This window comes from Sinorhizobium medicae (assembly GCF_007827695.1).
Taxonomy (GTDB): domain Bacteria; phylum Pseudomonadota; class Alphaproteobacteria; order Rhizobiales; family Rhizobiaceae; genus Sinorhizobium; species Sinorhizobium medicae.
Genome location: NZ_VITA01000017.1, coordinates 84483 through 105229 on the forward strand (window position 1 = coordinate 84483; position 20747 = coordinate 105229).

The 20747-nt window shown below is 51.8% G+C and carries 23 protein-coding genes; 17 read left to right on the plus strand and 6 right to left on the minus strand.

The genetic code is table 11. From position 1 onward, the window contains the following. Window positions 1-136 precede the first annotated feature (136 nt). Window positions 137-577 (plus strand): hypothetical protein, encoded by a 441-nt coding sequence (locus FB009_RS24690; RefSeq protein ID WP_145162040.1) that lies wholly within the window; start codon window positions 137-139, stop codon window positions 575-577. Here FB009_RS24690 and FB009_RS24695 read toward each other — a convergent pair. The 6 genes from FB009_RS24695 to FB009_RS24720 all read right to left on the minus strand — a co-directional run bounded on the left by FB009_RS24695 (window position 574) and on the right by FB009_RS24720 (window position 6584). After that, a complete protein-coding gene (locus tag FB009_RS24695; protein WP_145162043.1) occupies window positions 574-1131 on the minus strand; it encodes a hypothetical protein in 558 nt (185 codons plus the stop codon). The two genes, FB009_RS24690 and FB009_RS24695, sit on opposite strands and share 4 nt — an antisense overlap. A 145-nt stretch (window positions 1132-1276) precedes the next feature. Then, entirely contained in the window at window positions 1277-1501 is a 225-nt protein-coding gene (locus tag FB009_RS24700; protein WP_145162046.1) for a hypothetical protein, read from the minus strand. A 219-nt stretch (window positions 1502-1720) separates the two neighbouring features. After that, entirely contained in the window at window positions 1721-3181 is a 1461-nt protein-coding gene (locus FB009_RS24705) for a DEAD/DEAH box helicase family protein (protein ID WP_145162049.1), read from the minus strand. A 1137-nt stretch (window positions 3182-4318) separates the two neighbouring features. Further along, a complete protein-coding gene (locus tag FB009_RS24710; protein ID WP_127645585.1) occupies window positions 4319-4504 on the minus strand; it encodes a hypothetical protein in 186 nt (61 codons plus the stop codon). Between the two features lie 532 nt (window positions 4505-5036). Further along, entirely contained in the window at window positions 5037-5591 is a 555-nt protein-coding gene (locus tag FB009_RS24715) for a recombinase family protein (protein WP_145162052.1), read from the minus strand. A gap of 594 nt (window positions 5592-6185) precedes the next feature. Then, entirely contained in the window at window positions 6186-6584 is a 399-nt protein-coding gene (locus FB009_RS24720; protein ID WP_014527907.1) for a hypothetical protein, read from the minus strand. An 83-nt stretch (window positions 6585-6667) separates the two neighbouring features. Between FB009_RS24720 and FB009_RS24725 the strand changes: the two genes are divergently transcribed. The 16 genes from FB009_RS24725 to FB009_RS24800 all read left to right on the plus strand — a co-directional run bounded on the left by FB009_RS24725 (window position 6668) and on the right by FB009_RS24800 (window position 20745). Beyond that, window positions 6668-6907 carry a hypothetical protein gene (locus FB009_RS24725; protein ID WP_014527906.1) on the plus strand — a complete coding sequence of 80 codons (240 nt, stop codon included), beginning with the start codon at window positions 6668-6670 and terminating at the stop codon, window positions 6905-6907. Next, on the plus strand, window positions 6900-7424 hold the full coding sequence (locus FB009_RS24730) for a hypothetical protein (RefSeq protein ID WP_014527905.1): 525 nt from the start codon (window positions 6900-6902) through the stop codon (window positions 7422-7424). Before FB009_RS24725 ends, FB009_RS24730 begins: the two co-directional genes overlap by 8 nt. A 156-nt stretch (window positions 7425-7580) precedes the next feature. Beyond that, window positions 7581-7958, plus strand: a complete 378-nt coding sequence (locus tag FB009_RS24735; RefSeq protein WP_127635318.1) for a hypothetical protein — start codon at window positions 7581-7583, stop codon at window positions 7956-7958. Window positions 7959-7991: 33 nt separating this feature from the next. Beyond that, complete coding sequence (locus FB009_RS24740) at window positions 7992-9410, plus strand: hypothetical protein (RefSeq protein ID WP_014527902.1); 1419 nt, start codon at window positions 7992-7994, stop codon at window positions 9408-9410. 64 nt (window positions 9411-9474) lie between these two features. After that, window positions 9475-11508 (plus strand): portal protein, encoded by a 2034-nt coding sequence (locus FB009_RS24745; RefSeq protein WP_145162055.1) that lies wholly within the window; start codon window positions 9475-9477, stop codon window positions 11506-11508. Next, window positions 11505-11765: a hypothetical protein gene (locus FB009_RS24750; protein WP_145162056.1), complete on the plus strand. Its 261-nt coding sequence runs from the start codon at window positions 11505-11507 to the stop codon at window positions 11763-11765. The genes FB009_RS24745 and FB009_RS24750 overlap by 4 nt, the downstream gene beginning before the upstream one ends. A gap of 49 nt (window positions 11766-11814) precedes the next feature. Beyond that, window positions 11815-12798, plus strand: coding sequence for a hypothetical protein (locus FB009_RS24755; protein ID WP_145162058.1), 984 nt, complete (start codon window positions 11815-11817; stop codon window positions 12796-12798). A gap of 19 nt (window positions 12799-12817) precedes the next feature. Further along, window positions 12818-13747, plus strand: a complete 930-nt coding sequence (locus FB009_RS24760) for an SU10 major capsid protein (RefSeq protein WP_145162061.1) — start codon at window positions 12818-12820, stop codon at window positions 13745-13747. Between the two features lie 134 nt (window positions 13748-13881). Beyond that, window positions 13882-14223 carry a hypothetical protein gene (locus tag FB009_RS24765; protein ID WP_145162064.1) on the plus strand — a complete coding sequence of 114 codons (342 nt, stop codon included), beginning with the start codon at window positions 13882-13884 and terminating at the stop codon, window positions 14221-14223. 2 nt (window positions 14224-14225) lie between these two features. Next, the gene (locus FB009_RS24770; RefSeq protein ID WP_153423759.1) at window positions 14226-14795 is read left to right on the plus strand and encodes a phage adaptor protein; all 570 of its coding nucleotides are present in this window, start codon (window positions 14226-14228) and stop codon (window positions 14793-14795) included. Continuing rightward, a complete protein-coding gene (locus FB009_RS24775) occupies window positions 14786-16309 on the plus strand; it encodes a hypothetical protein (RefSeq protein ID WP_145162067.1) in 1524 nt (507 codons plus the stop codon). Before FB009_RS24770 ends, FB009_RS24775 begins: the two co-directional genes overlap by 10 nt. A gap of 19 nt (window positions 16310-16328) precedes the next feature. After that, on the plus strand, window positions 16329-16622 hold the full coding sequence (locus tag FB009_RS24780; RefSeq protein ID WP_145162070.1) for a hypothetical protein: 294 nt from the start codon (window positions 16329-16331) through the stop codon (window positions 16620-16622). Further along, entirely contained in the window at window positions 16619-17008 is a 390-nt protein-coding gene (locus tag FB009_RS24785) for a hypothetical protein (protein ID WP_145162073.1), read from the plus strand. Before FB009_RS24780 ends, FB009_RS24785 begins: the two co-directional genes overlap by 4 nt. Continuing rightward, the gene (locus FB009_RS24790; protein ID WP_145162076.1) at window positions 17008-18564 is read left to right on the plus strand and encodes a hypothetical protein; all 1557 of its coding nucleotides are present in this window, start codon (window positions 17008-17010) and stop codon (window positions 18562-18564) included. Before FB009_RS24785 ends, FB009_RS24790 begins: the two co-directional genes overlap by 1 nt. Before the next feature lie 16 nt (window positions 18565-18580). Then, window positions 18581-19873 (plus strand): hypothetical protein, encoded by a 1293-nt coding sequence (locus FB009_RS24795; RefSeq protein WP_145162080.1) that lies wholly within the window; start codon window positions 18581-18583, stop codon window positions 19871-19873. Beyond that, window positions 19873-20745 (plus strand): phage tail tip lysozyme, encoded by an 873-nt coding sequence (locus FB009_RS24800; RefSeq protein WP_145162083.1) that lies wholly within the window; start codon window positions 19873-19875, stop codon window positions 20743-20745. Before FB009_RS24795 ends, FB009_RS24800 begins: the two co-directional genes overlap by 1 nt. Window positions 20746-20747 lie beyond the last annotated feature (2 nt).

A 20747-nucleotide genomic window follows, 5' to 3' on the forward strand; every position in this document is an offset into this window, starting at 1 on the left:
GAAATACAAGGCGTTGCGGACGGCAGATTTCGCGAATTCGCGTTAAATGTGCCGGATGGTATCTCGGTAGGGTAGCGCTCAATAAAAGTGCGCGTTTATCTCAGGGAAAATTTCGGCATCCGCGCATACATAGTAGATGCTCAATCAGTTCAACCTTTACATCATCCTCGCGCTTATTCTCGCACTGGTCGCCACATCCGGTGGCTTCCTCCTGTACAGGCGAATTACCCTTGCTGAAATTGCCGTTCTTGAGCAACGGAACGCCACGCTCACGCTTGCCGTGGATCAGCAGACCAAGACGATTGAACAGATGGTCAAGGATGCCGAAGCGCTGGCGAACGCCAACAAATTCTTGTCTGATCGGATGACCGCAACAGAAGCCGCGTTTGTGGACGAATGGAGCGCGATAGAAGCGCTTGATCTTGGTCGGGTACTGGTGAGCCGGGAGAACTGGAAAAGCGCGTCAATGACGAATTTACGCGGTCTCTCGACGCACTACGAAACGCAACAGCCAGATAAACGAAACCCGCCACTTCGGCGGGTTCTTTCGTTGGTGGTTATGTCTGGTGTGGATTAGTCGGCGATCCTTTGCGCGTTATCAAGTAGGTAACGCGCAGCGTCATATTGATACGACGTCTCCGGGTCGCGACCAGATGCAATTTCGCGAATGACATGCAGCGCTTCGGCGCGAAGCTCTTCAGCGGTGACCGTAGCGGGCTTGGCGGGGGTTTCGGTTGCCGTGGTGGCTTCCCATTTCGCAATATGCCCATTTGCGGGCGCTTCCCCAATAAGGTCTTCGACAGTCACCTTGTTCGGATCAACGACAATGAGCTTTGATGCCTCACGTAATGCGCAAGCGATTGGCGCGATATGAGAAGGGGCGACAGTTTCAGCGCCATTCGCGAGAGTGACGAACTCTCCCGGCTTATCGCAAAGCTTCATGAGGCCATTAAGGGCAGAAATTCCCGCCTTGGCTTCCTTCGTGAAAATCAGGTCGCAAACATCAAATTCAATAAGGGCTTCGGATGCTTCCCGGCGAAGATGAAACGGAGCGTCTTTATCTTTCATTACGGCGTATGCAAGCTTCGCCATTTTAAGAAGGGCGCTGTCGGTGTTGTTTTGATTAGTCATTTTTATTTTCTCCTGTTTTGAAAATGAATGAGTTCCGGCGCTGATCGCGGGATGTGCCGCATTGGATGATGTCCACCCTCTCAGCACCGGAACGGAATATTTAGAAAATTGGTGTGTTCGGCGGGATTAAGCGGGATTGGCGGCTTCAATAGGTCCGTTTACCGCTGAAGAACGTGTGAACATCAACGACAACATTGCCGTCAACAATCTCTTCGGTGGTGGGAACGTTGTTCAGAATGTACGCGGCAGCATGGGTCCGATACGCCATCGGAATGTCCTTGTTCCGCATAAGATCATAGATGATCCATTCGGCTTCGGTGGGAACGCGGTTCTCGGTGATTTCAGTCTTCTTTCCAATGAGTGTTGGCATATGAAATATCTCCTGTCTTTGAAAATGAAAAAGGGTTCAGATGCGCCGGTCGGAATGGCATCTGAACCCCTGATCAAAGAGACATTTAACGTAAAGGAATACGACTCCGATCAATGGCTAAGGAATTCAGCCATCCGACCGGCTTTCGTCTTCCTTACATGGTTTATTTAGTGGAATTGAAATTTGTGGGGTGGCATCAGTGAAGTGCCGCCGAATTCGTTAGATCGTCATTTCAGCAGCAGCGGCTTTCTTCGCTCTTTGCGCCCGCTTCTTCTGTTTCTCGTATTCCTTCCTCTCTTCGTCGGTGCGCTCGATACGCGGACGACCACGCTTGGCGCGCTCTTCGAAATCAATGGGAAGCGGGGTAGATGGCGCACACCCTGGAATCAGCGATTGAAGGTTTTTGGCAGCGCCTTCGTCCTGAACGATCAGAACGACCTTTTTCCGGCTGTCCTTGTCCCGAAGCGACGTCCTACCAAGGAACTGATAGACCAGTTGATAGCAGAGCGCTTCCTTCGACTGATCAGCCGTAATGCCATAGAACGCAAAGAGCCTTTCAACCGTGTCGGGATCAAAGTTGATCGCGGCAAGAAAAACCCCCATGTCACAATCTTGAAGGTGGTTCCAACCATGCGGATTGGTGATCACCCGTGTACCGGCTTCCAACAACCAATCGTATTCTTTGCCTTCACGAGGGTGTTTGTTCGTACAATAGATGTGGGGACGACCGGGGAACATTTCGTCTATCGGTTCGGCAACCAAGTTCAAAAATGTCTGATTGCCTTCCGCTTCCTTGCCTTTAGCAAGCCCCTTCACGAAGGTCTTCGACAGGTTGGGAATCGGCACATGATGGAGTTCCACACATTCAGCCTTGTGGCTCAAATCCGAGTAATCCAGCCGGGATTCAATGAATTCGTTCGTCTTGAAGGTGACGTCCTTAGACCACATCCTTGAAAGAAGGGTCTTCTCAATATTGGCGCTGATAATCAAAACATCCCGATAGCAATCAATGATGGACGGCAGCATGAACGTCGTGAACTGAAGAATGACCTTCTTGTATTTGTCGAAGGCTTCCCCGGTCTCAGCCATATTGAAGCTGTCCTGATCGATAATCACACGGTAGTGCGTGTTTGCGGTGAATTCACCAAGCTCTTGCGCCTTCTTTCCGAAGTTCCGGTAGCGTGTACCGTCCTTGTCCTGAACATCCATGAGAAGCTTTACGGTGTGTTCAGAGGGCACCAATTCATAGAAGCCCGGTTCATCCGTTTCTTTAACCGTGAAATCCTGAAGCTCTTCCGCGTTCTCGAATTCAATCTTGATGTTATCGACCGGGGAAAAGGCTTCATCAATGATCAGCAGCCGGTTGGCGGTGTTCGTCGCGGTCGTAAGGGCAACCCAATGGTTGACCAGAAGAACGCCCTCATAGCCTTCTTCGCAGAGCCGCTTGTACTCTTCGGATGCGCTGCGAAAGCCTTCTTCTTGGGAAATGACGACGCAAGGAATTCCCATCTCGCTAAGATAGCGGCGGTGCTGCTTGCTCAATTCGTTGGTGGGAGTTGCTAATGTTGCCGGGACCGGCTTGCCGTCGTTCTGCTTGATAAGCTCGGCATACCACTGAAGGGTAGAGCGGGATTTTCCAGCGCCAATGTGACCGGAAACTTTCTGAATTGTTCTCTTCATTAAAATCGTTCCTCAAATAGAATAGTACAAAAGAAAAAGGGTCTCTCGTGCGTCGGGCGAGGAACACGAGAGACCTTCAAAATGCTTTTCTTCTGTAGAAAACTATTGAGGATCGGGAACCAAAGCCTTTCCGAAATGACCGGTTGGATACCAAGTCATTTCGCCCGACTTTGCTTCCAACTGTTTTATTTAGCGATTTGCTCCACAAAAATTCGCGCCAAAACGTACTTTTTGACCGAAATCACAAAAATATTTTTGCGGTATTGGGGAGTGTTGCTATTTAACCACATACGGTTTGGCGAGTCAAGACAGTACATCAAAGAATAACTTGGTTTCATTTGAAGTTTCAGAGGTAGAATGTCCCTCTTGCGGCACTCAATCTGGCTGTCCCCTTTTATCCCGTAAGGTGTTCTTCTTATACGGATTTTTCGGGGACATTTGTTGAATCCAATGTATATGAATCAATAATGACTTTATAAACATGATACTATGGGACGCCGAAGGCGGACCATTTACGAGCTTGCTCGTAACCATGTCGATCATAAGAACTGGTAGCAACTTCATAAGAATCAATTTGTAACTGGTTGCGACCATTCACCTACTGATAAAGATGGAATCTAACCAATTGCTATTGGTAAAAAGAATTGCTTCGCAACCCGTGTCCGCTCGCAAGCTCGCGTCCCCGGCGTGGCTGATGAAGTATAGGTTGGATAGAAATGTTATCGCTGATGGAATCCTGTCGTATCCTGCGGAACCTGCCATTACCTGTTGTATCCTGCCAACACCTGATGAACCTTAAGATACATCTGGATTCCCTCTGTTACTCATCTGGAATCCTCTGCCAACATCTGCCGATCACTGGAAAAGTCACCAGCGAATGAACCATTACCGATGGGATATCATCCCTACATTGGGTGGAGTCCTGTTACCGGATGAAGTGCCGCAAAGGGACAGCCGACCGATGAAGTGCCGCAAGAGGACAGCCGATCCCGCCTCTATTCGGTTGTGCGCTATATGAACAAATTTTGAACTGCTTGCGAAATGCAATCACTAAATATGCGCCAATACTTCTGTCGTTGATCACGTTTTCCGCCCCCGCCGCGTCACCGCCCGGAAACTCTCCGAAACCCGCCCGGATCACACCAGCCCTGCCGCTTGGACAACCGTGTGACCGAACAGCGTCAACAGGGCGAACACCAGCGTCCAGAACATGGCGATTATCACGGCACAGATGACGGAGAAGCGACCTATCGCGGTCGATTCATAGCCGCCCGGAAATTTCAGCTTCAGTTGGTCGGGGATTTTCGAACTGGTCCTTGGCAATCGTCTCTCCTGTCTGAACTCGGTTGCATATGAAAATAGTCAAATCGCGCGCAAATCCCAAATTGGTTTGCGTTGACCGGTGTTTTTGTCGGTGCGCTTCAAAACAGCTAACGGCGTGCGTTCTCAAGCGTCCAGTGCTTTGTTGAAACATTTCGGCAATGTACCGTTTAGCCGGTCGCCCACACCCGTTGTTCGACTGATTCTCAGGGGATAGGCAGTAAGGTTGTATCTGGCGTATCACCACAACCCGCAACCGCGCCCGATAAGCACGAGCACGGCAAGAATGACGACAGACAGCACTGCGAACGGTCCAGACGCGGAACCTTCGAACAAGCCGAACAACAGCTTGACGTGCATACGATCATTGTCTTGGGGATTGGGTTTCGGCACGGCACACTTCTCCATTAACAAAGGAAAACGTGTGCGGCTTACGGCTTACGCAGTAGCCACGAATCCCCGCGCAAAAGCAAGGGGTTTAGGGGTCTCTTCCCCAAATGCGACGGAAAACCAACGTCGCAAAAAAAATGTGCCCCTATTCCGCCAAAGCTCGATAGACGGTCGCCTTGCTCAGTCCGGTCTTCGACATGATTTCCCGGATCAACAACCCATCATCGCGCATCTTCCGGATATCCGCTGTTACGTCCACTGTAGCTTTGGCTTTCCGCCCGAACTTCTTCCCGTCCGCTTTTGCCTTGGCTATGCCGTCCATCTGGCGTTCCTTGCGGATAGACGTTTCGAACTCCGCGAAAACAGCCAGCATTTGGAGCATGGCGCGTCCTGCCGGTGTGCTGGTGTCAATGCTCTGATCAAGGACGCGAAGCTCTACACCCTTGCCCTGAAGCTCATTGACGATGTTGAGAAGATCGGTCGCGGATCGCGCCAATCTGTCAATCCTCGATACACAGAACACATCGCCTTTCCGAGCGAACCGAAGAGCTTCCTTCAATGCGGGTCGATTGGTGTCAACGCCAGAACGCTTTTCCTCAAAGAGGTGATCCGGCTGGACTCCGATAGCGGTCATTTTGTCCCGCTGAACTTCAAGCGACTGCCCGACCGATGAAACTCTTATGTACGCAATAAGTGTCATGTCTCAAATCCCCGTAGACTATTCTAATCGCCAGTTATGAGACATGAAACGAGACACGTCAAGAGACGGTCGCACCGTTTTTACATTTTGAGACATTGCCGACGCAGTGCCGATCACGTCGGCTCATCATAGAACGGCTTACCGCGTCCACGTCGCTTCGGTTCCTTCGGCGGCTTCGGCTCTGGTGCTGGCTTCGGTGCTGGAATGATTTCGTCCAGATACTTTTCGTGGATTGTTACGGGGTGCTCGAAGCCCGGTAGGTGAAGCGTCACGAGTCCATTGTCCCACACGCGCACTACCTTGGCACGAATGACAACGACATCGCCTTTTCCTATTCGTTTAGCCATAGCTAATATTTGGCGCGTCCGTCGTTGCGGGCAAGTAGCGCATTCGGGCGATACGGATCAGGCGAAAACGTCGGCAGGATTACGGGGGAATACAGCACCCCCTACACCCCCCTTCGCGCACTTCTTTTCTCTATATGGTGGCGGGGAAAATTTTTATAAAAAATTGAACATCCGGAGCAGACAAACGAAAAGGGCGATCCCCGAAAAGATCGCCCGATAATCCCAATCACCTATTCTACGGTGGCTATCAATCGATGGACCTGTCTATTCCGTTAGCCTGTCCCGTCTGAACAGCCTTCTTGCCCTTGCCTTTGCCTTCGGTCGCGCCCTCCATAACAGGAAGCGTGCTGCCGGGATACTCTGCGATCATAGCCCGGAACTCAGTGTCCTTCTCGTCTCTTGCCGCCAAGATAAGATCGTCCATCAGCTTAGCCAGCTTGTCTTTCGGTACGTAGCGAATTTGACCAAGTAGTTTGACTTGGTATGTGTCGCCCTCAAGCTTGTATGACCAATTGCCTCTACCCCCGGTCTTATTCGGGTCGGCAACCGCCTGCTTGATGTTCTTGAGATAGGCAATGAATTTTTCGACCGCTTCATTCTTGGGCGGCTCATTATAAGGCGCAAGCAATTCCAAACCGTTCGCCATTCTATTCCCCTTCCTTCGAAAAATGATGATGCCGCTAAATAAGCGAAAATACACAACGCATGCAAGGGGCAATACGCGGGTTAATGCGCATCAAATTCGAGATACCACAGAACGGCTATAAGGCACAGATCGCGGACGCTTCGGCGGCTGGTCGATTTGACGAATGGGCCTATGAGAAGTTCATAAAGCCGGTTCGTGGCATGGTAGATGGGAACTATTCATACGAGATCACCCAACCTACCCACATCATAATCGACTTCGCCGACGACGCGGATGCGGATGTCTTCCTTACCATCTTTGGGGGACGCGAAATCGATGAGTGATGAAATTGACAACGGCAACGAAACCGAAAACGAAATTAAATTCGACATCAGCGAATTTCCGGAAATCAAACGCAAGAAAGGTCGGCGCAAGCGCACCGTTACCGAGAAAGAGCGTGAACGCTGGCAATCCCCTGAATGGAACGATCACCTGAAGAAGATCGGACGGCAGAAGGGCGATCCGAAGGTTCCCGGTAGCGGTCGTAGACCAACACCGAAGGAAGCCAAGGAACTGGCGAACAGCAAGTCCGTGGAAGTTGTCGAGTTCATGCTTTCGGTTATGCGTGATGAAGACGCATCAATGAAAGATCGAATGAAAGCCGCTGCCTATCTTGGCGACATGACGCTTTCGAAAGCTCCGACCGAATCCAAGGTCGAAGTGAACCATACTCACCAGATTGTCGACATGATGGCTCGCATCAATGCGCAGCGGCACGGCATAAAGGATATCACTCCCGCTACTCCCGTGATCGAAGCCAACTTCGTCCCTCTGGAAATTGAAGATGAGGGCGAAGTATGACCGACTCTGTCGCTGGCTTCTTGGTTGCGCTCTGGCTTGCGCCCGCTTTGTGTTCCATCTTCGGCATTACAGCGGCAGCAAGCGCCGTGACGTTCGTCTTCGCAGTTGCGGGCACCTGTCTCTTCAGGTCCATTTCAAACAAGAGCACATCCAAAGATGTTTGATTGGATCGTTGCCCTTCTCATTGCTGCCGGACTTTGGGTTTCCGCACATCTTTTACAGCCGCAATACGTCCTTGCCGCGATTTCCGGCGCGTTCGTGCGCGCAATCATTGCCCGATCCGGTACGGTTTGGGAACGGCTCTTCGGCGGCTTTGGTGGCGTGCTCTGCGCAGTATGGCTTACACCGGTCGTCTGTATGCTACTCGGCATATCAGCCGTATCTGTCATGAACGCTGTTTCATTCGTTCTCGGCATGACTGGCATGTATCTCGCAGAAGCCTTAGTGAACGTTGCGCGCAAATATGCCAAGAATCCGCAAGGTCTCAAAGAGTTCATCCGTGATCTGATATTGCGCCTGATCACCAAGAAATGACCAGACAAAGTCGTTCATTCCCTAAATATCGGAATGAACGACAATCAAGAATATAGCGATCTTAAAGCACTTATTGATGCCTTTTATGAAGACATGTCTCTTTTTGCGAAGCATGTCTTCGACGTCGATTTGACGCCTAAGCAAATTGAATATTGTGAGGCATTTAAGAACAATCAAACGATCACGGTAAAGGGTTCGTCGGGATGGGGTAAAACCTTTATCTCCGCAATTTCCCTCTGGTGGTCGCTGATCGTATTCGATCCCGTCAAGGTCACGATCTTTGCCCCCTCTGAGTCCACGATCAAGTCGGGTATCTGGAACGAACTTCAAGTGCTGTATTCAAATATGGCACCGCTCTTCAGAGAACTGTTCGAGGTATCGGCGACCAAGATTTTCAGGAAGTCGCGCGGCGAAACCTGTTGGGCGGAATATCGTCTTGTATCGAAAGACAACATCGCTGCGGCACGTGGTTTCCACTCGAAAAACAACATTGTCATTGCCGACGAAGCCAGCGGTATTGAAGACGTAATCTTTACCGGCGCACTTCTGAACGTCCTGAACGATGGTCCGGGCGCGAAGGTGGTCCTTGTTTCCAACCCCGATAAGGCAAGCGGCTTCTTCTTTAAGACATGGCGCGACCCCGAACTATCCAAGGATTGGATAAAGGTTCACGGCTCGATTCGTGACAAGCCGAACTACACACCGGGAGAAGAGGAAAGGTTTGCGCGTCTCTATGGCGGCGTGACCAGCCGCGACTATCTGACATTGGTGGAAGGCGAATTCCCCTTGTCCGACGTGGACGGGCTGATTTCACGCGAATTCCTTGACGAAGCCGTCACGAACAAGGACGCGATCCCCAATCCCAAGGCACCGATCATTTGGGGCCTCGATCCAGCCGGTGCTGGCAAAGACAAGTCAGTGCTCGCCATCCGACACGACAATGTCTTGCGCGGTTTCGAAGAATGGGCGGGTCTTGAACCGGTTGCCCTCGCCTTGCGCGTCAAGGAACTCTACCTGAAGACATCGAAGAAGGATCGTCCTGCCGTTATCGCGGTGGATGGCAACGGTCTTGGTGCCGGCGTCTATGACGCGCTGAAGCACTTCAAAATTCCCGTCTATAAGTGCATGTTTGCCGAAGTTCCAAAGCGCAATCCGGACCGATATACGCGCGTCCGTGACCAAATCTGGTTCGAAATGCGCGAGTGGATTCACACTGGCGACGTGTCAATTCCCAACCATAAGAAGCTGATCGAAGACTTGGCTATCCCGACCTATGAGGATTCGCCAAAGATCAAGATCGAAGACAAGAAGTCGCTCAAGAAAAGGCTTGGTCGATCCCCGGATTATGCCGACGCATTGGCGCTGACATTCTCGGTATCTCACACTCGATACGCGTCCAAATACCAGTGGGATAAGCCAATTGAATACGACAACCTTTCGCAATGGGAATAGCCATCGCTGCGCATCGCCCGCCGCTAAATAGATCGAATTTCATAGATCAAAACGATTGGCGGTAATGGCTATTTCAAAGAAAGACGAGCGGACAATTCTTGAGACCATCGGCACAAAGCTGAAGGACTCGGTCAATTTTTCGAACGGTAACATTGCGCAGAAGCAAGAGAAGGCGCTCAAATATTACAATCGCGAACTGCTGGATGGTGACTCCAAACTTCCACGGGGCCGTTCCAAGTGGGTTTCTCCCCTTGTTCAGAACCATGTTGATTGGGCAACCGGACAGCTAATTCGCATCTTCACGACACCCGAACACGTTTGTGAGTTTCAGGCAATTGGTCCCGAAGATGAAGCGATTGCGCGGCAACAGACCGCCGTTGTCAACTGGATACTGACTGACAAGAACAAACACCTTAGTTACCTTCATCCATGGCTTCAAAACGGATTCTTGACGGGCTTGGGTATAGTGACTGCCGAATTCGAGACGATCACGGAAGAGTCCCTACCCCGGCTGATCAAGGGGATTCCCGACGTTCAGCTTGTCCAGTTCTCTGAACAGCAAGAAGCCGGACAAATCATTATCGAAGAGTCGGGCGAGCCGTACACCATTCCAGGCGGTGTTCAGGTACGCGACGTAAAAATTCGCACTGTAACCCGCCGCTCTTGCATCAATGTTTTCCCGGTCGATCCGGAAGACGCGGTTCTATCGACTGATGCGCAGTTTGATCCGGAAACAGGGGGCATCCGCGCCAAGCTACAGGGGCATCGCAAGATCATGTCCCGTTCCGTCCTCATCGACCTTGGCTTTGACAAGGCGACTGTAGATCGTATTCCCGGTGTAAATGAAAAGACTGATGGTATCGCGCTTGAACGTCTCAAAGACGTCTCAGGCGAGCGCGCATTCGACAAGGATATGGTCGAGGTCTATACGGTCTATACCCGTCTCAAACTTGATACCACGTCGCGCCATTACCGAATCACGTTCGGGGGCGATTCCGCCAACCCCATTCTTCTGGATTATGAAGAGACGACTCGGTTTTATCCGTATGCGGCATTCGTCCCTTATCCACTTGCGGGCACCCTTTTTGGGCAAGGAATCGCGGACCGAATTGGAGAAGATCACGAGAAAATATCGAAAATGGAGCGGGCTGTTCAAGACTCGCTCAACATGTCGGTATTCCCCATCACTGTTGTTGATGATGACGTTAGTTCGATTGACGACCTAACAAACCTGCATCCCGGTAAGGTCATCCGCTCATCGTCACCGAACGGCGGAATTAACTTCGTTCAGCATCCGTTCACTGGCGCACAAGCTACCGGGATTATCGAACGGCTCGAACAGAAGCTTGACTTCTCGACAGGCGTTGGGCCTCAAATGATGACGCTCGACGCATCCGACTTACAGCGCACCACTGCCACGGCGATCAATCAGCGTTCGAACCAGCAACAGACTTTGATTGAGACCGTATCACGCTTCTTTGCCGAAACCGGCTATCGCTATCTCACAAAAGTCATTGTCGATTTGCTCGTACAGAAGCCCGACGAGTCGCAGGAACTTATTGGTAGGCTGACGGGCAACTTCATCCCGGTTGATGAATACAACATCAATTTCGATGTCACCACGTCGGTTGCGTTTGGAGTCATGTCCCGCGACCAATCAATGGCGTCTCTCAATAACCTTCTGGCGCAGCAATATCAGGCATTGGCACAGGGTCTGCCCATCGTCAATGCGCAGAACATCTTCAACACCGTTGCGAAGTTGACTGAACTGTCGGGATACAAGAACACGGCTGCTCACTGGACCGATCCGACAACATTGCCGCCGCCCCCGCCCCCGCAACCGCCCGTCGATCCGAATGCCGGAATCATCGAAGTTGAGACCGTTAAGGCGCAACTGAAGTCACAATCAGACGAACTGAGCCGCCAGTCCGATTTGACGAAGTTTGCTGCCGAAATGGACTTCAAGCGCGATCAGCTGGCGCAGGAACTTGAACTGAAGAGAGCAGAAATAGAAGCAAAATACGCGGCACAAGTCGCAATCGAGCAACTGAAGGTTGAACAGCGAATGCCGCGCGATCCCATGGGGAATATCCAATGATCAATCAGGACGTTGTAGACAAGGCGTATGCTGCCGAACGGCTGATGAATAATGCCGATTATCAGAACGTGTGCCGTTGGATCGAAGAAGATGTCTTTGCTCTGTTCAACAGGGTCCCGCTTGGTGACGACGCGACATTGAAGGAAGTTCAACAGCTTTCGCACGGGTTCAAACTCTTCAAAGAACGCATCACTAAATATATTGAGAAAGCTCGTTATGAGGCACAAATCGAAGCCTCAAACGACGAAGAATACTAAATAGAAGCAATTCAAACGTTTTTGAAAACCAAAGGATTATATTAGAAGTATGGATGAAGAACTTGTTGACAATACCTCCGAAGCGGAGACTGTCGATAGCCAAGGTCTTTCTGTTGATGATGCCGCGATTAAACTTCGTGGCATGCTCGGCGTATCGAATGACTCTCAAGTAGAACACTCTGAAGATAACGACGGCGAAATGTCACCGGACGCTGAAGCCAATGCTGATGAAGCGAATGAGGCTGACGCAACCGAGAACAATACCGATGAAGACGACCCGGAATACGAGGTTGAAATTGGTGGCGAAAAGCTGCCGGTGAAACTCTCGGAACTCCGCAAGGGCTATTTGCGACAGAGCGACTACACACGGAAGGCTCAGGAAATTTCCGAACTGCGAAAGCAATACTCGGAGAACCAGCGGGACGTGAATCAGGTTCGTGAGCAACTTCGTGAAGAAAGCATGGGTTATCTCCAAGCTTTCAAGCGCGAAATGGCAGCCGCATATGCGACGCAACCCGAAATCGATTGGGATTACCTCCTGAATGAGAATCCCGGCGAATATGTCCGCCAGAAGGAAATGCAAGAGCGCCGCGATAGTATCGCACGCCAGCTGTATGAAACCGAAATGGCGATGGCTCAGCAACGTGAGGCTCAAGAGGCGCAACTGCATCAGGAGAGGCTTACTGAATCGAAGACTAAGTTCTTTGAAACGTATCCTGAACTCCGCGATTCTGCCCGTGCCAAGGAAGCTCAAGTCGGTATGACGCAACTGCTGATCGACGCAAGTTTTGATCAGCAAGAACTGGAAAATCTCTCTGACTATCGAATGCTCGATATTCTCTACCGCCTCTGGAAGGCTGAAAACACCGCAAAGATCGTGCCTCAAGTGGTGAAGAATTTCGAACAGAAGCCGAACATTTCCGCGAAGGAACCAAGTCGGAAAAACTTCGATCATCGTGAGAAGAATTGGTCCAAATTCAAGCAATCGGGCAATCTGGACGACGCCGCTGCCCTCATCATCAGTCGCCTATAAAAAGAGGTTTTAACTAATAATGGCTACTCTCAAAACAACCGATGTCTCTCACGTTCGCGAAGACCTTGAAGACATCATTTCGAACATTTCGCCTGAAGACACCCCGTTCCTTACCTCCATTGCGAAGGTTTCGGCATCGCAGAAGACTCACGAATGGACTCAGGACAAGCTTCGCGCCCGTAACAAGAACAACGCTGCTATCGAAGGTGCTGAAGCCGCCGCCGCAAGCAATAGCGCTCCCGTTCGTCTCCGCAACCACGCACAGATTTTCACTGAAACTGTTCAGGTTTCCGGCAGTCTGATCGCATCCGACACGGTTGGTTCAAAGAACGAACTTGCTTACCAGCTTGCGAAGAGCATCAAGCAAGTCAAGGGCGATATCGAAGCCACTGCTGTATCGGAGAAGGCTTCTTCGCTTGGCGAGCCGCGTGAAATGGGCGGTATGGAAGCTTGGGTCAAGACCAATGCGCTTCATGGAACTGGCGGCGTTACCGCTGGCTATAACAGTGGCACCGGTCTCGTCGGCGCTGTAACGGACGGCACGGCTCGTGCGCTGTCTCACGCACTCATTGTCGAGATGGCTGAAGGTATCCACTCCGAAGGTGGTGTGCCGAAAATCCTTCTGGTTCCCCCGGCACAGAAGAAGAATATCGTTGCTCTGTCCAATGGTACTACCAAGTTTCAGGACGCCAGCAAGAAGACCGTCTTCGGTGACGTCACGATGTACGAAACACCTTTCGGTCGCTTCGATATTGTGACTTCGCGCGACGTACGTTCGAGCACGGTTATCGGTTACGATCCGGAGCTTTGGGCACAGGCTGTATTCCGTGGCCTCACCAAGAAGAAGCTTCCCGAAGGGGGCGACTACGAGGGATATCAGGTCATCACTGAAGTTACCCTTGTTTGCCGCAACGAAGCAGGTAACGGCAAGGTCGCTGACCTTTCGTAATCTAATCTGACCTGAACGGATATAACTATAATTCAGGGAAACTGAGGCTCCATTTCGGGGCCTCTTTTTTTGCCCGCTGCTCAAAATTCACTGCCGCTAAATAGCAATAAACAAGGCAGGAATGACGAGCAAACATGAACGACCTTAATCTTACTGGCGCTGACTTGCTGCCGACCGAAGGTACATTCCTATGGGAAGATTCCCCTACACGACGCGTATGGATTACCCGTCAAGGCGACAATCTGATTATCACTACCGAAGCCAAGGTTGATGCGATCATTGCGCAGAATGCCGCGATTGAATCCGAATTCAATTATTCGGGTCGGCACGGTGACTTGGTCCAAATCGCATCGGTCCCGGATTCGCTCTACTTCGAATGGATGCGGCAGGGCATTACGGATGATGACGCGAAAATGAAGCGCATCCTGAACGACCCTGATTTTGCGAAATTCCGTACGAATAGGTGGACCGTATAACGATGACCTATGACGATTTTATCGCTACTATCAATTCTCTGACGGTACGCACCGACGCGCCAATTCCGACGTTCATTAGTCTTGCTGAAGATTCCCTCCGGACCGTCACCAAGCACTATCTTGCGGAAAAGACCGTTACCCTTTCAGTCGTTGACAATACGGCTGAACTCCCATCCGACTTCATCGAACTACGCTCAATCACCGGATCACACGGCTATGTCTATAAGCCGGTCAATCCCGCACAAGCAACGTTGTACGCCGATGAAGTCGGGTACTATCATTCGGGCAACACGCTCGTGTTTGTGGGCAACTACGTCGAAAACGAAGTGACGATCCTTTATTGGTCCGCTTTCGAGGGCCTGTCTCCGACCCAATCCAATTGGCTGTTTGACCGCTTTCCTACCGTCTATGTCGCCGCCGTCATGAAGGAATTCTACCGGTGGGAGAAGGACGCTGAAGGAGTCGCTATCGAGCAAGCCACGCTTCAAGAGCTTCTTGGGCGCGTAGCAGAAGACGACCGGCGCGGACGCAAAACCGGCACGCTCTATATGGGTTTCGGTACATGGCTCTAATCGAAATCCCGTTCACATCCTTCACACCTGATCTACCCGCGATGAACAACCCCGGCAGTCCGCGCATTCACAATGCCACGGCTGGTCGCGGATCGGCGCAAGGTGCGGTTACGCTCTATCCCATGAAAGCTGCCTCGCTCTACAGCAGCACCAGTATGGCTTCGCGTCCGCTCGGAACCGCCATCGGTCAAGACAGGGATGGAAACGCTAAGATTTACGGCGGATGCGCGACGAAGCTTTACAAGCTCGCACCTTCCACCCGCCAATGGACGGACATTTCCCGCGTTGGCGGATACATCACGTCGGCAACAGAGCGTTGGCGCAGCGTTGAATTCGGGTCTCTTCAACTCTGGACCAATTACAACGACGAAATCCAGTACCTTGATATGAACACAGATTTACAATTCGCAAATCTGACAACCCTTGTGAAAGGACGACATATAGCCACACACAAAGGCTTTGTGATCGTCGGAAATACATACGACTCGCTCGATTCCGCCGTCCCTTATCGTGTGCGGTGGAGCGGAATTGAGAACCCTTTCGATTGGTCATTCAGCGCGGCAACGCAAAGCGATTTTCAAGATATCCATGGCTACGGCGCAATCCAAGGCATCGTTACGGACGACAGTTGTTATGTGATCCTTCAACGCGGCATCGTTCAGATGACATACATTGGAGCGCCTTACGTGTTCCAGTTCGATGACCGCGTGGTAGGTAAAGGCTGCTCTGTTCCGAACTCAATTATCACGGTTTCAGGTCTCCATTTCTTTCTCAGTGACAACGGCTTCTACATGCTCCAAGGCGGTCAATTGACGCCAATCGGGGAAGGTAAGGTGAACAAGTGGTTTCTTGAGAACTTCGACAGTTCCCAAGCAAGCCTCATGACGGTAGCCGCCGATCCACGAGAAACCTTAGTCTACTGGCAATTCTGTTCGAAGGCATCAACGTCCGGAACTCCCGATTTGATGCTTACCTATAACTATGTGTCTGGCGAATGGACTCGGGCGACAGCCACTACAACGTACATTTTCAACTCTGTCTCCTTGCCACAAACGGTCGATGGATTGAACGTGTACGGCTCTATTGACGCTGTTCCGGCTTCCTTTGACGACCCCATATGGGCGGGTGGACAGAATCTCCTGTGGGGCATGTCCGCTACTGGCGCTGTCTATTCGTTCAGCGGTGAAACGCTCGAATTTCAGTATGACAGTCCTGAGATTCAAGCGAGCCGGTTAATACCAAACGAGCACGGCGCTGAACTGGCGATTATTGGTGCTGTTCGTCCTAAGTTCGAAGGCGCTGGTGATAGCGTCACCGCTCGTGTTCAGGTCGGAACGAAGGCCCTGCCGAACTCGGATATTGTTTGGTCCGACATGCAGGAAACCAACTCTGAGTCAGGCTACGCATACTTCCGTAACAAGAGCCGTTATCAGCGATTCCGCGTTCGTATCTCCGGACCATGGACGCGCGCATATGCGATGGAAATCGACGCCAAACCATCAGGGCGAAGGTGAGTTTCCGCTAAATATGTGAATGCAGAAAGTCAACGAACATACCAACCAACGGCAAGTCGCCTCTATCGTGAACCAATTGGCGAGCCAGTTCGACGGAACAACTGGTTCGTTTTCGCTTGCTAATTCGGCGACCACAACGACCGTTTCGAACTCTAAAGTCACGACCATCAGCAAAGTCATTCTACAGCCGCGCAACACTAATGCGGGTTCGGCTGGTGCGTATATCAGTTCGATTTCAAACGGCAGCTTTGTGGTCGGACACCCGTCCGCCACGACCGTCCGAACATTCGATTACGTGGTGTTCGGCGTATGAGGATCGGTTTCACTGAAAGCGAGTACGCGCGGGTTCGTGATTGGCTTGTTGCGGCTATCGATACAAATCCGGATGTCATTTCGGAAGGCACATTGTTGGAGAAATTGCGCTTCAACGAATGGCAATTGCTTACGACCGAAAACGCCGCATGTGTCCTCCAACTGTGTGAACACGAAGGCGAGAGGATTGCCAACGTGGTCCTATTAGGCGGTAAGCGAAACGGTTCGCTTCGGGAAATCATGGGTACTCACATTGTTCTCTGCGATTTTCTCAGAGAACTGAAGTTCACTAAATTGGTAGGAACGCCGCGCAAAGAGTGGCACCAGTTTCTAAAACAAAATGGCTTCAAACAACAAGAAAAAGAATTCATTAAGGAGCTAATTTAATGCCCAGTTCGCCAAAGGAACAAACCAGTAAGGTCGAACCGTGGGATGGGGCTAAACCCTACCTGCTCGACCAATACAAACTTCTTGATGACGCGTTCAAAAATGGTGCGCCAAAGCCTTGGGAAGGCAAGCAGGTTGCCGATCAGTCGAAGGCGACTCTTGACGCGCTTCAGGGTACTGAAAATCTCGCACGAAATGGCAACACGTCGGCACTCACCAACGCGACCAATGCCGTGAATGGCGTAATGACGCAAGGAACGAATACGCAAGCCAATCAGACGCTCTCGCAGCTTCAGCAGCAGATGAATTTCGGCACCAATCCGACAGACGCGATTGCCAAGGGTATCGCCAACGGTTCGACGGTTGGGCAGAACTATACGAACGCTGCTGCTGGCACTGCCGCTGGTCTACAGAACTATCAGAACGGTGCCATTTCTCAGTTTCAGGGTATGGCGAATTATCAGAATCCGGCGCTCGCACAAGCGCAGGGTTACGGCGGGTACACCAATGCGGCGGCTGGTCTACAGAGCAAACAGGCGAACAGCCTTGCGCAGTCCAACAACCCGGCAATGGACTTCCTGAAGAATACGGCTTCCGGTGCGAGCGTCGGCAACAACCCGTACTTGGACCGTATGGTTTCCAATCAACAGGACGCCATCGCCAACAAGCTGAAGAACATCACGAACCCCGGAATCGATTCACAGGCTGCTTCCCTTGGTAGAATGGGAAGTGCTGCCTACGCGACACAACGAAACAATGCGGAGTCTACCGCCGCTAACGAAATGGCGAAGGTTGCGACCGAAGACTATCAGGCTCAGTACAATCAGGACACGGCGAACCAACTGAACGCTGCTGGTCAATATGGAAATTTCGCCAACCAAGATGTTGCGAACCGACTTAACGCCAATCAGGCGCTTGCCGGTACGGACGCTCAGCAGCAGCAGTTGCGACAGGCTGGTACGAGCCTCTACGGCGACCTTGCCAACTCGCAGCAGTCTCAGCGCCTTAATGCGGCTAACTCGCTGTCGAGTGCGTATGACTCTCAACAGGCGGCAAGGCTTGGTGCTAACGCAAATTACGCGGGCATTATGGATAGCCAGAACGCCGCACGGCAAGCCGCGCTAAATTCGAACCGTGATTTCCAGATGCAGGGCGCAAATCTCGCATCGAACAACTATCAGAACAACATTGCGAACATGTTCGCTGGCAATAACCAGCGTTTGAACGCCGCGAATGCAGCGAACAATCAGCAGAATGCGGTTGCCGATCAGCGCTTAAACGCCGCGAATATGGCGGGAACTGCTTACCAGAACCAGTACCTTCCGTACCAGCAGTTGGCGGGAGTTGGTGACATTCGTGACGCTCGCAGCGACCTCCAATTGCGTGCTGAAATCGACAAATGGGATCGGATGCAGCAGCAGCCAATTCAGAATGCCGCGAACTTCATTAACCTGCTGAATAGCGGCGGATACAACAATACAAAGACGCAAGTCTATTCCAATACTGGCGGTCAAATGCTCGGCGGTCTGGCGGCTCTTGCCGGTCTGTTTGTTTGATTAGAGAGGCAGACTAATGGCAATTTTCGATCTATTCACGAATACAGCGCGCAAGAAGAAGCCGGGACAACCGAGTGATTTCGAAGCGGTAACGACGCCGGACGAACAGCCGAATTGGTTGTCGCAATTCCTGCCGGATGAGCCGGACAAACGGGAAGCGTTGTCGCGTGGTCTTCTGATGGCTGGCGCTAACATGATGGCGGCGGGTGGTCCCTCTCGCGATCCGATGAACATCCTTAGCGTACTCGGTTCCGGTATTGCCGGTGGCGTGAAGGGCTATGACGCTACTCTTTCCGGCAATCAGGAATTGGCGGCGCAGCGCCTTCAAAACCAGTCCGCACAGATCAAGCTTCAGGGTAGCCAAGAATTTCGCAAGCAGATGTCCGCATGGCAAGACAAATGGGGCACCAATGGCACCAGCCCGGAAGCGCTTAACGAACTCATGGGCATCTATGCGGCTGCTGGTGATGCGGATGGCGTTAGGGCAATTCAGAAGCAAGTCCACGACGCGACCACGAATGAATATGGTCTCAATCCTATTTGGATGACTGACGAGAACGGCAATTCTGTTCTTGGGCAGATCGACAAGAAGGGGAACTTCCATAAGGTCGAAACGGGCGGTCTCACCGCTGCCCCCGGTGTTGATAAGATCGATACCGGCACTGAAATTGTCCTTATCGATAAGAAGTCCGGCAATGTAATCAGCCGCACTCCCAAGGACGTCGCGGGCGAAGCAAGCCAGAAAGCAGGAGGCAAGGTACAGGGCGAGTCTGCTGCGAACCGTCCGAAGGTGGAAGGCGCTGCGAACGAAATGCTGTCGTCTATCGATAGCCTTGCGAATGATCCGTATCTTGATTCCATGGTCGGTGCTTGGGATGCCCGGACACCGGATTTGACAGAGGATGCTGCCCGCGTTCGATCCAAGATGGATCAGCTTGGCGGTCAAACCTTCCTACAAGCCTTCAACTCATTGCGGGGCGCTGGCGCGATTACCGAACAAGAGGGCGCAAAGGCACAAGAAGCCATCGCACGGCTCAATCGAGCACAGAACGAGCACGACTACCGGGAAGCGCTTAATGAGCTTCGCGCAGTCGTCCAGCGCGGCGTTGAGCGGTATCGGCAAACGGCTGGCGTTTCGACTGATGATCAAAGCGGTTCTGTCGAAAGCGAGACGACTGCGGATGCTCCGGGAACCCAAGCTAATCCAGTTCGTGTGACCAACGCTCAAGAGTTGGAAGCTCTGCCGGAAGGAACTTGGGTAGTTGGTCCGGACGGCGTTCCGCGCCCCAAAGGAAAGAGGCGCAACTAATGGCGGTAAATGATCGCGCGTTCTACCTAAAGCGATACCTGATGGATACGCACAACTTGAGCGACTATCAAGCTGCTGCTGTCGTCGGCAACCTCATACAGGAATCGAGCCTGAATACCGGCGCTGTCAACCGTGGTGACGGTCGTGACGGCTCCAATAGCATCGGTCTTGCGCAGTGGAATGGCGAACGTGCCCGTGGTCTAAACAGATACCTTGATGAGCGTCGGAAAGCTGGCACCTTCACCAGCGACACCGAAGCGCAGCTTGATTACATCATTCATGAACTGAACACGACGGAAAAGGCGGCTGGCGATAGGCTTCGCAACTCGCAGTCTCTTGAAGATGCCACTGCCGCTTTCGTCGGCTTTGAACGCCCGCAAGGCTGGTCTGCTGCCAATCCTACCAATGCTCATGGTTGGAACAATCGATACGGCTACGCCAAAACGCTGATGGGTTATTCGCCGAACGGCGAGAACGGACAAGCCGCGCAAATGCAAGCGTTGGCTCAATCAAATCCGACTCCGTCCGCATCATCGCAGTCAGCACCCACACCAACGGACGGCAATGTTTCCATCGGGAAAGTAGACCTTCATCCGAATGATGGGGTCGCGGTCCGTCTCGCAAACAAGCTGTTCGGTACTGATTGGCATATATCAGATGACCAGAAGAGCGATATCGACAAAAGCGCTGGATTGCTCGGTGACGCTGCCAAGCTGTTCGCCCAAGATACCGATTCCATAAATAGACAGATCCAGAATGGTGCGCGTCCTCGACAGGATACCGGTCCGGTCCAAATCGCAATGCTGTCGTCGGCACCAACGTTAATGATGAAGAGGAAGCGCGGCGGATTGGGCGGATTGGGCGGTTACTAACA